Raw genomic sequence first — 14,952 nt, 5'->3', positions numbered from 1 at the left:
AATATAATCGCATCCGACTCATCTATATCCGAAAGGGAGAAAATCGTGCGGTCTCCGGCAACAAAAGGGACGCTGGCACTGGCGGTTCTTGCAGTCTCATTAATAATGACCGGCTGCGCGAGCATGGGCGACAACAAGCCCAAGTCCACCCGCATCGACGCGAACACGCTCGACGCCGGCGCGGCCATCCGCGCGGCCGACCGCGACGCGGGCTGGCCCGCGTCCGACTGGTGGCGCGCGTACCGCGATCCGCAGCTCGACGCGTGGATCGCCGCCGCCCAGGCCGGCAACCCGACCCTCGCGGCAGCCGAGGCCCGCGTGCGCGAAGCGCAGGCGATGGCACGCGTGGCCCGGTCGGCGGAACTGCCGCAGATCAACGGCAACCTGTCGCTGATGCGCCAGCACTGGCCCGACAACGTCTACTACGGCCCGGGGCCGCTGGCCGACACCGACACATGGAACAACACCGGCACGCTCGGCCTGTCGTACCACCTCGATCTCTGGGGCAAGGACAAGAACGCGACCGAGCGCGCGCTCGACACCGCGCATGCGACCGCGGCCGACGCACGGGCGGCGAAGCTCGAGCTCGACGTCAACGTCGTGCGCGCGTATGTCGGCATGTCGATGAACTACGCGCTGCTCGACCTCGCGCATGAGACGTTCGAACGCCAGCGCTCGCTGGCCGATCTCGCGCGCAAGCGTCTGCAGGCCGGGCTCGGCACGCAGCTCGAAGTCAGCCAGGCCGAATCGACGCTGCCCGACTATGAGCGCCAGATCGACACCTACGAAGAAGCCATCCAGCTCGCGCGCCACCAGCTCGCCGCGCTCGCGGGCAAGGGCCCGGGCGCCGGCGACGCGATCAAGCGGCCGAGCCTGTCGCTCGACGCGCCGGCCGGCCTGCCGTCCGCGATGCCGGCCGACCTGCTCGGCCGCCGCCCGGACGTCGTTGCGGCCCGCTGGACGGTCGACGCGCAGGCCCGCGGCATCGACGTCGCGAAAGCCTCGTTCTACCCGAACATCGACCTGCTCGCGACGGTCGGCGGCTTCGGCGTGACCGCGCCGTTCACCGACTTCCTGCGTGCGATGAACGGCGGCTGGACGGCCGGCCCCGCGCTGTCGCTGCCGATCTTCGAAGGCGGCCGCCTGCGCGCGCAACTCGGTGCCGCCGATGCCGGCTACGACCAGGCGGTCGAGCGTTACAACCAGACGGTCGTCGGCGCGCTGAAGGACATCGCCGACCAGGTCGTGCGGATCCGCTCGCTCGAAACGCAGAAGAAGGACGCCGCGCGCTCGGTGGCCGCCAACGATCGCAGCTACCAGCTGTCGCGCGAAGGCTTCCGCCGCGGGCTGACCGATTACGTGAACGTGCTGATCGCGCAACAGCAGCTGCTGCGCGCGCAGGAGACGGCGGCCCGCATCGACGCGGAACGCCTCGCCGCGCACGCGCAACTCATGGCCGCGCTCGGCGGCGGCGTCGAAACGGGTCAGGACGGACGGGACGGCCATCCGTCGGGCGACCATCCGTCGCGCGACGAATCCGCCGCTGGTGCCGCCGCGCCGGCAGCCGCATCGGGTGCGAAGCCCGTCGCGGCCATCGCCCGGCCCGCGCAGGTCGCGACGGCCGGCGCGCGCGCCACGCCGGCCGCACGGTAACGCGGAGCGACCGCCATGTCAGTCTCCTCCTCCGCTTCCACGCACGCCGGCGGCCCGCTCGCGGCCTGGTACGCCGCGTTCGGCGACTGGGCCCGCAGCGACGGCGCCGCGTGGCTCTATCTGTTCAAGGCACTGCTCGCCGCGTTCATCGCGACCGGCGTGTCGATGCGGCTCGACCTGCCGGCGCCGAAGACGGCGATGACCACGGTGTTCATCGTGATGCAGCCGCAAAGCGGCGCCGTGCTCGCGAAAAGCTTCTACCGGGTCGCCGGCACGATCTTCGGGCTGATCGCGACGCTCACGTTCGTCGGACTGTTCCCGCAGCAGCCGCAGCTGTTCCTGCTTGCGGTCGCGCTGTGGATCGCACTGTGCACGGCCGGTGCCGCGCGCAACCGCAACTTCCGCAGCTACGGCTTCCTGCTCGCCGGCTATACGACCGCGCTGATCGGCCTGCCCGCGTCGCAGCATCCGGACGGCGCGTTCATGAGCGCCATGACGCGCGTGTCCGAGGTCATCATCGGGATCGTGTCGGCCGGCGTCGTCAGCGCGCTCGTGTTTCCGCAGTACACGGGCGAGCAGATGCGCACGACGGTACGCAAGCGCTTCGGCAGCTTCGTCGACTACGTCGCGGCGGCCCTGTCGGGCAAGCTCGACCGCGCGCACATCGAAACGATCCATACGCGCTTCGTCGCCGACGTGGTCGGTTTCGAGGCCGCGCGCAGCATGGCCGTGTTCGAGGATCCGGACACGCGGATGCGCAGCGGCCGCCTCGCGCGGCTGAACAGCGAGTTCATGAGCGTGTCGAGCCGCTTCCATGCGCTGCACCAGCTGATGAACCGGCTGCGCGCGGCCGGCGCACAGGCCGCGATCGATGCGATCGAGCCGTACTTCCGCGAGATCGCGCCGCTCTTGACCCGCAATGGCGAACCCGTGCGGACGTCGACCGACGCGGCGCGCGCGGCCGAACAGCTGCTTGCATGGCGCGACGCGCTGCCGCGCCGCATTCGCGCGACGCGCGCGGCGCTCGAAGCGCAGCCGGATTTTCCGCTGCTCGACTTCGACACGGCCGCCGAGCTGCTGTACCGCTTCATCACCGACCTGCACGAATACGCGGCGACCTATGCGTCGCTGTCGACCGCGACGCACGAGCGCGAACGCTGGATCGAGCGCTACGAGCCGCGCACCAACGTGACGGCGATGGTGATCGCCGCGATCCGCACCGCGACCGTGATCCTCGTGCTCGGCTGGTTCTGGATCGAGACCGCGTGGCCGAGCGGCGTGACGATGACGCTGACGGCGGCGGCCACCTGCGCGCTCGCGTCGTCGACGCCGCGCCCGACCGCGATGTCCGCGCAGATGGGCATCGGGACGGCCCTGGCCGTCTGCACGGGTTTCCTGCTGATGTTCGGCATCTACCCGCACATCGACGGCTTCCCGCTGCTGTGCGTGGCGCTCGCGCCGCTGCTCGCGATCGGCATCTACATGACGTTGAAGCCGAAGCTCGCGGGCTACGGGATGGGCTACCTGATCTTCTTCTGTTTCCTCGCCGGCCCGGACAACATCACGCACTACGACCCGACGAGCTTCATGAACGATGCGCTCGCGCTGGTGCTGTCGATGCTGGTTTCGGCGATCGCGTTCGCGGTGCTGTTCCCGCCGACCGCGCCGTGGCTGAAGAAGCGGCTGTTCGCCGACCTGCGCCATCAGGTGGTCGCGGCCTGCCACGCACGGCTGGCCGGCTTGCGCACGCGCTTCGAGAGCGGCGCGCGCGACCTGATGTATCAGGCGCACACGCTGTCGGCCGACCAGCCCGACGTGCAGCGCGACGCGCTGCGCTGGATGTTCGCGGTGCTGGAAACGGGCAACGCGGTGCTCGACCTGCGGGCCGAGCTGGCGACGCTGCCGTCCGACCCGCGCCATGCGCCGACGACGCCGTGGCGACGCGCGATCGAGACGATGCGCACCGCGCTGTCCGCGCTGTTCAGCAAGCCGAGCGCGAAGCGCTTCGACGCGACGCTCGCGGCGGTCAACGCCGCGATCGACGCAACCCGGCACACACTCGATGCCGTCACGTCGTCGCGCGACGAGCGCCACCGGCTGCAGCGCATCCTGAGCCATCTGCATTTCGTACGCACGGCGCTGCTCGATCCGGAATCGCCGCTCGAGCCGCTCAACCGCAACCGCCCCGTGCGTCCCCAACAAGGAGCCTCGTCATGATGCCGCGTGAAATCGCCATTCTCGATGCCTACATGCCCACGGTGGTCCTGATGTTCGTCCTGGGTGCGCTGGCGACCTGGGCCGTCGACCGCGTGCTCGCCTATACGGGCCTCTACCGTCACGTCTGGCACCCGTCGTTGTTCCGCGCGTGCCTTCTCGTCTGCATTTGCGGCGGACTGAGTCTTGCCGTTTACCGTTGATTCCGAACCATCATGATTCTCAGAAAACTCTTCGGCTTCGTCGCGACCGCCGTCATCCTTCTCGTCGCGATCCTGATCGGGCGCTCGCTGTGGGTGCACTACATGGACGATCCCTGGACCCGCGACGGGCGCGTGCGCGCCGAGATCGTCAACGTCGCGCCGGACGTGTCGGGCGCGATCGTCGAGCTGCCCGTGCATGACAACCAGCTCGTGAAAAAAGGCGACCTGATCATGCAGATCGACCCGTCGCACTACCAGATCGCGGTCGAGCAGGCCCAGGCGGCCGTCGCCGCCCGCCGCGCGGAACTGCAGATGCGCCGCGACGACGCGGCCCGCCGCGCCGACCTCGACGCGCTCGTCGTGTCGAAGGAAAACCGCGAGAACGCGGCGCACAGCGCGTCCAGCGCCGACGCGCAGTACCAGCAGGCGATCGCCGCGCTCGACGCCGCGAAGCTCAATCTCGAACGCACGCGCGTGGTCGCGCCGGTCGACGGCTACGTCACGAACCTGCAGACGTTCAAGGGCAACTACGCGGTAGCCGGCCAGGCGAAGCTCGCGATCGTCGACAGCCACTCGTTCTGGGTCTACGGCTACTTCGAGGAAACCAAGCTGCCGCGCGTGAAGATCGGCGCCCCCGCCGAGATGCGGCTGATGAGCGGCGGCGTGATGAAAGGTCACGTCGAGAGCATCTCGCGCGGCATCTACGATCGCGACAACCCGCAAAGCCGCGACCTCGTCGCGGACGTGAACCCGACCTTCAACTGGGTGCGCCTCGCGCAGCGCGTGCCGGTACGCATCCGGATCGACGAAGTGCCGGCCGACGTGGTGCTGTCGGCGGGCACGACCTGCACGGTCATCATCGACCCGGACCAGCAGAAGAAGAAGTCGTAAGCGCCGGCGGCCGGGCGCTTACGCCGCGATGCGAAAGCGTCCGACCAGCGACTTGAGCGCCTGCGCCTGCTCGTCGAGCGCATTCGCCGCGGCAGCCGCCTGTTCGACGAGTGCCGCGTTCTGCTGGGTGCCGGAATCCATCTGCATGACCGCGCGGCCGATCTCGTCGATCCCGGCGCTCTGCTCGTCCGACGCCGCGGAGATTTCGCCGATGATGTCGGTCACGCGCTTGACCGCCCGCACCACGTCGTCCATCGTGCGGCCCGCATCGTGCGCGAGCGCCGCGCCGTTCGCGACGCGCTCGACCGACGCGCCGATCAATCCACGGATCTCCTTCGCCGCACTCGCCGCGCGCTGCGCGAGCAGTCGCACCTCGCCCGCAACCACCGAAAAACCGCGGCCCTGCTCGCCTGCGCGCGCCGCTTCGACCGCCGCGTTCAACGCGAGGATGTTGGTCTGGAAGGCAATCCCCTCGATCGTGCCGATGATGTCGCGGATGTTCTTCGCGCTGTCGTCGATCTCGCTCATCGTCGCGACCACGCGCCCGACGACTTCGCCGCCGGCCTCCGCGACGGCCGATGCATTGGCCGCGAGCGCGCTCGCCTGCCGCGCGTTTTCGGCGTTCTGCCGCACCGTCGACGTGAGCTGCTCCATGCTGGCCGCGGTGCGCTCGAGCGCGACGGCCTGCTGCTCGGTACGCCGCGACAGGTCGAGATTGCCGGTCGAGATCTCGCCGGACGCAGCCGCGATCGCCTCGGCGCTCACGGCGATCTCGCCGACGGTCGCCGCGAGCCCGGTCTGCATGTCGGACAGCGCACGCACCATGCTGTCGCGGTCGTGGCGGCCGAGCGGGATCGGCCGCGTGAGGTCGCCGCGCGCGATGTCGGCGGCGATCGCCTTCGCATCGGCGGGCTCGCCGCCGAGCTGCGACGCGAGGCGGCGCACGACCCGTTCGGCGATCACGATCGCCAGCACGAACAGCGCGGCCGTCATCGCCGCGATCATCGCGAACGACGACGAGAAGATCGTTGCGGACGCATCGAGCGTCGCCTTCGACTTCGCGCCGCGCGTCTTCACCAGCATGGCGACGAGCTTCTCGAGCTTGCCGGTCTCGACCAGTAGCGACACGTCCTGCGTGCCGACCTGCCAGTTCATCTGCGACAGGTCGAGCGGCTGCGCCTGCACGAGCGCGACGAAATCGCGCAGATGGCCGCTCCACGTGCCGACCGCCATCGAGAATGCGCGCAGTCGCGCGGAATCGTCCGCATCGGCCGGATCCGCGTAACGCTGCAGTGTCACGAGCGCCTGGCCGATCGACGCGAGCCCGGCGCGAACCTCGGCGCCCAGGTCGTCGCGCTCCTTCGCGGTGGTCGCGGTCAGCAGCATCTTCTGCGCGCGGCTCGCACGCAGCACCTCGGCGCGCACTTCCTCCGCCGCGCGGCTCGCGACGTGCCCCTGCTCGTAGACCGACGCGATCGACGCGTTCAACCGGCTGATCTGCCATAGCGAAAACACGCCGATCGCGAGCGTGCCGACCAGCAGGATCGCGAACGCCGCGCGCAACGTCGCCTTGACCGTCCAGGGCCGGCTTTCGCGCCGGGCTGCGCGCGGACGTCGTGTGGCGGGCCTGGCTGCTGCACCGGATGCGCTAGTGGCCGCACCCGGCCGCGGATGCAATGATGCTGCTTTCATCGATATATCCCCGTATTGATCCCACCGCCGGACAGGTCGGGTCCGGCGGTCACCGTGATGCCCGCCCGGCTCGTGGCCGGTGCGGTGCGCGGCGCGCCTCTGTTGCCGTTGCGTCGTTCTACGGCCGCTCTCGCCATTCCTTGAGTCCGGACAAACACCGAGCCGAGCCCAGTGTGCCCGCGCTCACGGCAGACGCGCTGCCTGCGTTATACCCGGCCAAAAAAGGGCGGAATGGCCGATCAGCCGGCCCCGCGGCTGGCGGCGATGTCCGAATTGCGATAAAAGTTGGCCTGACATTCTCGATACGCCACATTACACTTCTTTGACGCAACAACGATTCGAACGCGCCGATCCCTGTCAGAGCGCGTCCCGTCACCTCAACTCGCTCAGCTCACATGGAAACCAGCCTCGATACGGGTGCCGGCAACGCCGCCGCAGCCCAGCCGTCTGCTCCACCCGCGCCGCGCACCGTCTACCCGGTGCTCGGCGCGATCAGCTTCTCGCACATGCTCAACGACATGATCCAGTCGTTGATCCTCGCGATCTATCCGATGCTCAAGAGCCAGTTCGCGCTGTCGTTCGCGCAGATCGGCCTGATCACGCTGACCTACCAGATCACCGCATCGCTGCTGCAGCCGCTCATCGGGCTCTATACGGACAAGCGGCCGAAGCCCTATTCGCTGCCGGTCGGGATGGGCTTCACGCTCGCGGGGCTGCTGCTGATGTCGGCCGCGCAGAACTTCCCGACGCTGCTGGTGGCGGCGGCCCTGGTCGGCTGCGGCTCGTCGGTGTTCCATCCGGAATCGTCGCGGGTCGCGCGGATGGCGTCGGGGGGCCAGCATGGGCTCGCGCAGTCGCTGTTCCAGGTCGGCGGCAACGCCGGCTCGGCGCTCGGCCCGCTGCTCGCCGCGCTGGTGATCATCCCGCACGGCCAGCACAGCATCGCGTGGTTCTCGGCGGCCGCGCTCGTCGCGATGGTCGTGCTCACGCAGATCGGCCACTGGTACAAGAAGCATCCGTCGATGAAGAAGAAGGCCGCGGCGGCCGGCCATCCGACGCTGTCGCAGCGCCGCGTGCTCGCCGCGATCGGCGTGCTGGTGCTGCTGGTGTTCTCGAAGTACTTCTACCTCGCGAGCATCAACAGCTATTTCACGTTCTATCTGATCGACAAGTTCCACCTGTCGGTGCAGGCCGCGCAGATCCACCTGTTCGTGTTCCTCGCCGCCGTGGCGGCCGGCACGCTGATCGGCGGGCCGGTCGGCGACCGGATCGGCCGCAAGTACGTGATCTGGGTGTCGATCCTCGGCGTCGCGCCGTTCACGCTGCTGCTGCCGTACGCGAACCTGTTCTGGACGAGCGTGCTGAGCGTGATCATCGGCATCGTGCTGGCGTCGGCGTTCGCCGCGATCCTCGTCTACGCGACGGAACTGATGCCCGGCAAGGTCGGGATGGTCGCGGGCCTGTTCTTCGGCTTCGCGTTCGGCCTGGGCGGCGTGGGCGCCGCCGTGCTCGGCCAGCTCGCGGACGCGACGAGCGTCACGTTCGTCTACAAGGTGTGCTCGTTCCTGCCGCTGATCGGCGTGCTGACGGTGTTCCTGCCGAACCTCGAAAGCGCTCGCCGCAAGAAGGCGTGACGAGCCGGCCGCGGCATGCGTGCCGCGGCCGGTGCCTCAATAAACGTTGCGAAGTGTGTCGCCAAAGGACTATCGGTGCGGGGACTTTCGCATCCCACGATCGAAAATTCGAGCGCCCAACAGGACCAGCGCCAACGCGATCACGAAGCTGACGCCGAGCATGGTACTGATCAGGATGTCACCCTGGCCGTGGACACCGAGCATGTCGAACACGTTGAACAACGGTTCGAACGCTCGCCAACCGGCGCCGCTTTGAAACCATTCATCCAGAGGAGAATTCGCCAGGCCGAGATAGACCGGGATCGTTAATGCGATCGCGGCGAACCAAGCCGCGCGATGCGTACCGTCATTGCAGCGCCTGAGCACGGCGCGCCTCCCTAAATGACTGCGGCGCCACGCTCCGTCGCATGCAGCGTCAGGAAACGCTTGAGGATGCCGGACGAATAGCTGCTCGCGATCGCCGACAGGAAGTGCGAGAACGACTGCGTCGCGTGGTCGTCGGCCGTATCGGAGATCGTGCGCACGAGGGCGAACGGCACGTCGTGTTCTGCGCACACCTGCGCGATCGCCGCGCCTTCCATCTCGACCGCAAGCGCGTCGGGCAGCGCGTCGCGCAGCGCGACGACCTCGTGCTCGCTCGACACGAAGCGGTCGCCGCTGATGATCAGCCCGCCGTGCAGCGACGCGCCGGCCAGCCCGAAACGCTCGGCGAACTGCGCGCCCTCCTCGGCGACGAACAGCGTGCATGCGGCCTTCAGGCGGGCCGTCAGTTCCAGGTCGGTCGCGAACCGCGTGATGCCGAGCAGCGGCACCTCGTAGCGCGGAAACAGCGGCGACGCATCGAGGTCGTGCTGCAGCAGCGTATCGGCGACGACGACGTCGCCGACGCGCACCGTGCGCGACACGCCGCCGGCGACACCGGTGAACACGACGCCGGACACGCCGAACACATGGATCAGCGCACTGACCGTCGCGGCGGCCGCGACCTTGCCGACCCGCGCGAGCGTGACGACGCAGGCCGCGCCGTGCACGGTGCCGAGGTGGTAGTCGCGGCGGCCGAGCGTGATCGTCTTCATCACGCCCTCGGCGCGCATCGCGGCGATCAGGTCGCCAAGCTCCTCGGGCAGCGCGGCCAGAATGCCGAGCGGGCGCGTCGAAACCATTTCAACCATGTCAATGCTCATCATTCCACCGCCTGCAGTTTCGCGACCGCCAGCGCGAGCCACTTCTCGCCGTGCCGCTTGAACTTCACCTGCGCCTTCGCATCGGCGCCGTTGCCTTCGAGCGCGGTGACCGTGCCCTCGCCGAACTTGGTATGAAATACCTGCTGGCCGACGCGAAAGCCCGTGTCGGCCGCGCGCTGCTTGTTCGCGAACGCCGGCAGCGGCGCGGAAACCGCCGCGTCGACGACCTGCTCGCGACTGCCGCCGCCCGGCCGCGAGAACCAGTCGCGTCCCCAGCCGGCGTTGTCCGAGCGGCCGCCCCAGCGCGAGCCCGCCTCGACCTTCGGCGTCAACCACTTCAGCACGTGCTCCGGCAATTCGTCGAAGAAGCGCGAGCGCACGTTGTAGCGCGTCTGGCCGTGCAGCATCCGGCTCTGCGCGAACGACAGGTAGAGCCGCTCCTTCGCGCGCGTGATCGCGACGTACATCAGCCGGCGCTCTTCCTCGAGGCCGTCCGATTCGAGCACGCTGTTCTCGTGCGGGAACAGCCCTTCCTCGAGGCCGGTGATGAACACGGCCGAAAATTCGAGCCCCTTCGCCGCGTGCACCGTCATCAGCTGCACGGCGTCCTGGCCGGCCTGCGCCTGGTTGTCGCCGGCTTCGAGCGATGCGTGCGACAGGAAGCCGGCGAGCGGCGTCATCGTGTCGGGGTTCTGCGCGGGGTCATCGAGCGGCGCCGGATCCAGCACGTCGACCGACGGATCGTTCGCGTCCACGCCGAGCTCCGGCGCCGCGATCGCACCCGCGCGCAGCGGGATCGAGCGGGCCGGCGCGTCGAGCCCGTAGCCTTCCTCGCTGACGAACGCGGTGGCCGCGTTCACGAGTTCCTGCAAGTTCTCGAGGCGGTCCTGGCCTTCGCGCTCGCCCTGGTAGAAATCGGCGAGGCCGCTCGCGCGCACGACGTATTCGACCGTCTCGGGCAGGCTCATCTGCTGCGTCTCGGCGCGCATCTTCGCGATCAGCGTCGCGAACCCGCCAAGGCTCGTGCCGGCCTTGCCGGTCACGTACGGAATCGCGGCGGCCATCGAGCAGTCGTACAGGCGCGCGGCATCCGCAAGCTGCTCGATGGAGCGCGCGCCGATCCCGCGCGTCGGGAAGTTCACGACGCGGGCGAACGCGGTGTCGTCGTTCGGGTTGTCGATCAGGCGCAGGTACGCGAGCGCATGCTTCACTTCCTGGCGCTCGAAGAAGCGCAGGCCGCCGTACACGCGATACGGAATGCCCGAGGTCATCAGCGTGTGCTCGATCGCACGCGATTGCGCGTTGCTGCGATACAGGACCGCGACTTCGCTGCGCGACATCCCGGCGTTGATCAGCGAGCGGATCTCCTCGATGATCCAGCCGGCTTCCTGCGCATCGGTGCTCGCCTCGTACACGCGCACGGGCTCGCCATGGCCGGCGTCGGTGCGCAGGTTCTTGCCGAGGCGGTGCGCGTTGTTCGAGATCAGCTGGTTCGCCGCGTCGAGGATGTTGCCGTGCGACCGGTAGTTCTGCTCGAGCTTGATCAGGTTGCGCACGCGGAATTCGTCTTCGAAGTCGCGCATGTTCCCGACGTTCGCGCCGCGGAACGCGTAGATCGACTGGTCGTCGTCGCCGACCGCGAAGATCGCGTTCTCGCCGCCCGCGAGCATCTTCAGCCACGCGTACTGCAGCTTGTTGGTGTCCTGGAACTCGTCGACGAGGATGTGCTTGAAGCGTGCCTGGTAGTGCGCGCGCAGCGGCGCGTTGTACGCGAGCAGCTCGTAGCAGCGCAGCAGCAGCTCGGGGAAGTCGACGACGCCTTCGCGCTGGCATTGCTGGTCGTACGCCTGGTACAGCTCGACGAACTTGCGGTTGAAGTTGTCGGTCGCGTCGACCTTGTCGGGACGCAGCCCCTGCTCCTTCGCGTTGTTGATGAAGTACTGGACATTCTTCGGCGGGTACTTCTCGTCGTCGACGTTCGCCGCCTTCATCAGCCGCTTGATCGCGGACAGCTGGTCGGCCGTGTCGAGGATCTGGAAAGTCTGCGGCAGGCCGGCGTCGCGCCAGTGGGTGCGCAGCATCCGGTTGCACAGCCCGTGGAACGTGCCGATCCACATCCCGCGCGTGTCGATCGGCATCATCGCCGACAGGCGCGCCATCATCTCGCGCGCGGCCTTGTTCGTGAAGGTGACGGCCAGCACGGTGGGCGGCGACGCGTAGCCCTGCTGGATCAGCCACGCGATGCGGGTGATCAGCACGCGGGTCTTGCCGCTGCCCGCCCCCGCGAGGATCAGCGCCGGTTCGTTGGGCAACGTGACGGCGGCGTATTGTTCAGGGTTCAGATTGGCGAGCAGATCGGGCATGGAGCGGCAGCGGGCGTGCGAGAAAAATGCGGACCCGACATTATAAGTCGGCCGCGCGATGCCGTTTCCGATCCGTTCGGCCTCGCGCCGCCGCCGCGCCGCGAGCGCCTCCCGACGGACCGGCGCGGACCCTGCAATGGCTGGCCGATGTGCATCCATTTATAATTGTCGGATTCGGCATCCAATTCACGCATTTTTCGGCAGATTTCCAACCATGAGCGACAGCACGCTTGCGAAGAGTTTCGAACCCCACACCATCGAGTCCCAATGGGGGCCGGAGTGGGAAAAACGCGGCTATGCCGCCCCGGCCTTCGACCCGGCGCGCCCCGATTTCGCGATCCAGCTGCCGCCGCCGAACGTCACCGGCACGCTGCACATGGGCCACGCGTTCAACCAGACGATCATGGACGGCCTCGCGCGCTACCACCGGATGCTCGGCGAGAACACGCTGTGGGTGCCCGGCACCGACCACGCGGGGATCGCGACCCAGATCGTCGTCGAGCGCCAGCTCGATGCGCAGGGCGTGTCGCGCCATGACCTCGGCCGCGAGAAGTTCGTCGAGCGCGTGTGGGAGTGGAAGCAGCAGTCCGGCTCGACGATCACCGGCCAGGTGCGCCGCCTCGGCGCGTCGACCGACTGGTCGCGTGAATATTTCACGATGGACGACAAGATGTCGGCCGCCGTGCGCGACGTGTTCGTCACGCTCTTCGAACAGGGCCTGATCTACCGCGGCAAGCGCCTCGTCAACTGGGATCCGGTGCTGCTCACCGCGGTGTCGGATCTCGAAGTCGCGAGCGAAGAGGAAAACGGCCACCTGTGGCACATCCGCTACCCGCTCGTCGACGGTTCGGGCTCGCTGACCGTCGCGACGACGCGTCCCGAGACGATGCTCGGCGACGTCGCGCTGATGGTCCACCCGGAAGACGAGCGCTACGCGCACCTGATCGGCAAGCTGGTCACGCTGCCGCTGACGGGCCGCGAGATCCCTGTGATCGCCGACGACTACGTCGACCGCGAGTTCGGCACGGGCGTCGTGAAGGTCACGCCCGCGCACGACTTCAACGACTACCAGGTCGGCCTGCGCCACAACCTCGCGCCGATCGAGATCCTGACGCTCGACGCGAAGATCAACGACAACGGCCCCGAGCAGTATCGCGGCCTCGACCGCTTCGACGCGCGCAAGGCGATCGTCGCCGACCTCGACGCGCAAGGCTTCCTCGACTCCGTGAAGCCGCACAAGCTGATGGTGCCGCGCGGCGACCGCACGGGCGTCGTGATCGAGCCGATGCTGACCGACCAGTGGTTCGTCGCGATGACGAAGGCGGCGCCGGAAGGCACGTTCAACCCGGGCAAGTCGATCACCGAAACGTCGCTCGACGTCGTGCGCAACGGCCAGATCAAGTTCGTGCCGGAAAACTGGACGACCACCTACTACCAGTGGCTCGAGAACATCCAGGACTGGTGCATCTCGCGCCAGCTGTGGTGGGGCCACCAGATTCCCGCGTGGTACGGCGAGAACGGCGAGGTGTTCGTCGCGCGCAACGAGGAAGAAGCGCGCGCGCAGGCCGCCGCGAAGGGCTACGCCGGCGCGCTCAAGCGCGACGAGGACGTGCTGGATACGTGGTTCTCGTCGGCGCTCGTGCCGTTCTCGTCACTCGGCTGGCCGAACGAAACGCCTGAACTGGAGCACTTCCTGCCGTCGTCGGTGCTCGTCACGGGCTTCGACATCATCTTCTTCTGGGTCGCCCGGATGGTGATGATGACCACGCACTTCACCGGCAAGGTGCCGTTCCACACCGTGTACGTGCACGGCCTCGTGCGCGACGCGGAAGGCCAGAAGATGTCGAAGAGCAAGGGCAACACGCTCGACCCGATCGACATCGTCGACGGCATCGACCTCGAAACGCTGGTCGCGAAGCGCACGACGGGCCTGATGAACCCGAAGCAGGCCGCCACCATCGAGAAGAAGACGCGCAAGGAATTCCCGGACGGCATCGCCGCGTTCGGCACCGACGCGCTGCGCTTCACGATGGCGTCGATGGCGACGCTCGGCCGCAACGTGAACTTCGATCTCGCGCGCTGCGAAGGCTATCGCAACTTCTGCAACAAGCTGTGGAACGCGACGCGCTTCGTGCTGATGAACTGCGAAGGCCACGACTGCGGCAACGACAAGCCGGAAGTGTGCGGCGCGGGCGACTGCGGCCCCGGCGGCTACCTCGACTTCTCGGCGGCCGACCGCTGGATCGTGTCGCTCCTGCAGCGCACCGAGGCCGACATCGCGAAGGGCTTCGCCGATTACCGCTTCGACAACATCGCGACCAGCATCTACAAGTTCGTGTGGGACGAGTACTGCGACTGGTACCTTGAACTCGCGAAGGTGCAGATCCAGAACGGCACGCCGGAACAGCAGCGCGCGACGCGCCGCACGCTGCTGCGCGTGCTCGAAACGGTGCTGCGCCTCGCGCACCCGATCATCCCGTTCATCACCGAAGCGCTCTGGCAGAAGGTCGCGCCGCTCGCCGGCCGTTATCCGCAAGGCAAGGCCGAGGGCGAAGCATCGCTGATGACGCAGGCGTATCCGGTCGCGAACCTGCAGAAGATCGACGAGGCGTCCGAGCAATGGGCGGCCGACCTGAAGGCGATCGTCGACGCGTGCCGCAACCTGCGCGGCGAGATGAACCTGTCGCCGGCGACCAAGGTGCCGCTGCTCGCGGCCGGCGACGCCGAGCGCCTGCGCTCGTTCGCGCCGTACGTTCAGGCCCTCGCCCGCCTGTCGGAAGTGCAGATCCTCGCGGACGAAGCGACGCTCGACAAGGAAGCGCACGGCGCGCCGATCGCGATCGTGGGCCCGAACAAGCTGGTACTGAAGGTGGAGATCGACGTCGCGGCCGAGCGCGAGCGCCTGTCGAAGGAAATCGCGCGCCTGACGGGCGAGATCACGAAGTGCAACGCGAAGCTCGGCAACGAGGCATTCGTCGCGAAAGCGCCGCCGGCCGTGGTCGAACAGGAGCAGAAGCGCGTCGCCGAGTTCCAGAGCACGCTGGAAAAACTGCGTGCCCAGCTCGATCGGTTGCCTGCGTAACAAACGGTAAGGTCGTTTGCGTTCACTATAATCGGA

At 68.0% G+C, this 14,952-nt stretch carries 10 protein-coding genes; 6 read left to right on the top strand and 4 right to left on the bottom strand.

From position 1 onward, the window contains the following. The first annotated feature begins 45 nt into the window (after positions 1-45). From ACVK00_RS30135 to ACVK00_RS30120, 4 genes are read left to right on the top strand one after another with little or no spacing between them, the layout of a single operon-like run. Positions 46-1,653, top strand: a complete 1,608-nt coding sequence (locus ACVK00_RS30135) for an efflux transporter outer membrane subunit (protein WP_284892684.1) — start codon at positions 46-48, stop codon at positions 1,651-1,653. 15 nt (positions 1,654-1,668) lie between these two features. Next, positions 1,669-3,870 carry an FUSC family protein gene (locus tag ACVK00_RS30130; protein ID WP_228907391.1) on the top strand — a complete coding sequence of 734 codons (2,202 nt, stop codon included), beginning with the start codon at positions 1,669-1,671 and terminating at the stop codon, positions 3,868-3,870. Beyond that, a complete protein-coding gene (locus ACVK00_RS30125; RefSeq protein WP_006755504.1) occupies positions 3,867-4,070 on the top strand; it encodes a DUF1656 domain-containing protein in 204 nt (67 codons plus the stop codon). Before ACVK00_RS30130 ends, ACVK00_RS30125 begins: the two co-directional genes overlap by 4 nt. Before the next feature lie 12 nt (positions 4,071-4,082). Continuing rightward, positions 4,083-4,961, top strand: coding sequence for an efflux RND transporter periplasmic adaptor subunit (locus ACVK00_RS30120; RefSeq protein WP_006755503.1), 879 nt, complete (start codon positions 4,083-4,085; stop codon positions 4,959-4,961). Positions 4,962-4,979: 18 nt separating this feature from the next. Here ACVK00_RS30120 and ACVK00_RS30115 read toward each other — a convergent pair whose 3' ends face one another. Continuing rightward, complete coding sequence (locus ACVK00_RS30115; RefSeq protein ID WP_354122960.1) at positions 4,980-6,653, bottom strand: methyl-accepting chemotaxis protein; 1,674 nt, start codon at positions 6,651-6,653, stop codon at positions 4,980-4,982. A gap of 395 nt (positions 6,654-7,048) precedes the next feature. Between ACVK00_RS30115 and ACVK00_RS30110 the strand changes: the two genes are divergently transcribed. Next, positions 7,049-8,287 carry an MFS transporter gene (locus ACVK00_RS30110; protein WP_284892691.1) on the top strand — a complete coding sequence of 413 codons (1,239 nt, stop codon included), beginning with the start codon at positions 7,049-7,051 and terminating at the stop codon, positions 8,285-8,287. A gap of 69 nt (positions 8,288-8,356) precedes the next feature. Here the strand turns inward: ACVK00_RS30110 and ACVK00_RS30105 are convergent, their stop codons facing one another. Genes ACVK00_RS30105 through ACVK00_RS30095 form a run of 3 tightly spaced genes read right to left on the bottom strand, consistent with a single transcriptional unit; the run spans position 8,357 to position 11,834 of the window. Further along, a complete protein-coding gene (locus ACVK00_RS30105; protein ID WP_228907388.1) occupies positions 8,357-8,653 on the bottom strand; it encodes a hypothetical protein in 297 nt (98 codons plus the stop codon). An 11-nt stretch (positions 8,654-8,664) separates the two neighbouring features. Beyond that, positions 8,665-9,474 (bottom strand): 5'-methylthioadenosine/adenosylhomocysteine nucleosidase, encoded by an 810-nt coding sequence (locus tag ACVK00_RS30100; protein WP_228907387.1) that lies wholly within the window; start codon positions 9,472-9,474, stop codon positions 8,665-8,667. After that, positions 9,471-11,834, bottom strand: a complete 2,364-nt coding sequence (locus ACVK00_RS30095) for a UvrD-helicase domain-containing protein (protein WP_228907386.1) — start codon at positions 11,832-11,834, stop codon at positions 9,471-9,473. The genes ACVK00_RS30100 and ACVK00_RS30095 overlap by 4 nt, the downstream gene beginning before the upstream one ends. 214 nt (positions 11,835-12,048) lie before the next feature. Between ACVK00_RS30095 and ACVK00_RS30090 the strand changes: the two genes are divergently transcribed. After that, positions 12,049-14,916 carry a valine--tRNA ligase gene (locus tag ACVK00_RS30090; protein ID WP_284892695.1) on the top strand — a complete coding sequence of 956 codons (2,868 nt, stop codon included), beginning with the start codon at positions 12,049-12,051 and terminating at the stop codon, positions 14,914-14,916. The last annotated feature ends 36 nt before the right edge of the window (positions 14,917-14,952 follow it).

This window comes from Burkholderia sp. PvR073 (assembly GCF_054055695.1).
This window is presented reverse-complemented; position numbering and strand designations above follow the sequence as displayed.

Coding starts and splice junctions, on each gene's coding strand:
- ACVK00_RS30130 (WP_228907391.1), top strand. CDS start 1,669: ATGTCAGTCTCCTCCTCCGCTTCCACGCACGCCGGCGGCCCGCTCGCG.
- ACVK00_RS30125 (WP_006755504.1), top strand. CDS start 3,867: ATGATGCCGCGTGAAATCGCCATTCTCGATGCCTACATGCCCACGGTG.
- ACVK00_RS30120 (WP_006755503.1), top strand. CDS start 4,083: ATGATTCTCAGAAAACTCTTCGGCTTCGTCGCGACCGCCGTCATCCTT.
- ACVK00_RS30115 (WP_354122960.1), bottom strand. CDS start 6,653: ATGAAAGCAGCATCATTGCATCCGCGGCCGGGTGCGGCCACTAGCGCA.
- ACVK00_RS30110 (WP_284892691.1), top strand. CDS start 7,049: ATGGAAACCAGCCTCGATACGGGTGCCGGCAACGCCGCCGCAGCCCAG.
- ACVK00_RS30100 (WP_228907387.1), bottom strand. CDS start 9,474: ATGATGAGCATTGACATGGTTGAAATGGTTTCGACGCGCCCGCTCGGC.
- ACVK00_RS30095 (WP_228907386.1), bottom strand. CDS start 11,834: ATGCCCGATCTGCTCGCCAATCTGAACCCTGAACAATACGCCGCCGTC.
- ACVK00_RS30090 (WP_284892695.1), top strand. CDS start 12,049: ATGAGCGACAGCACGCTTGCGAAGAGTTTCGAACCCCACACCATCGAG.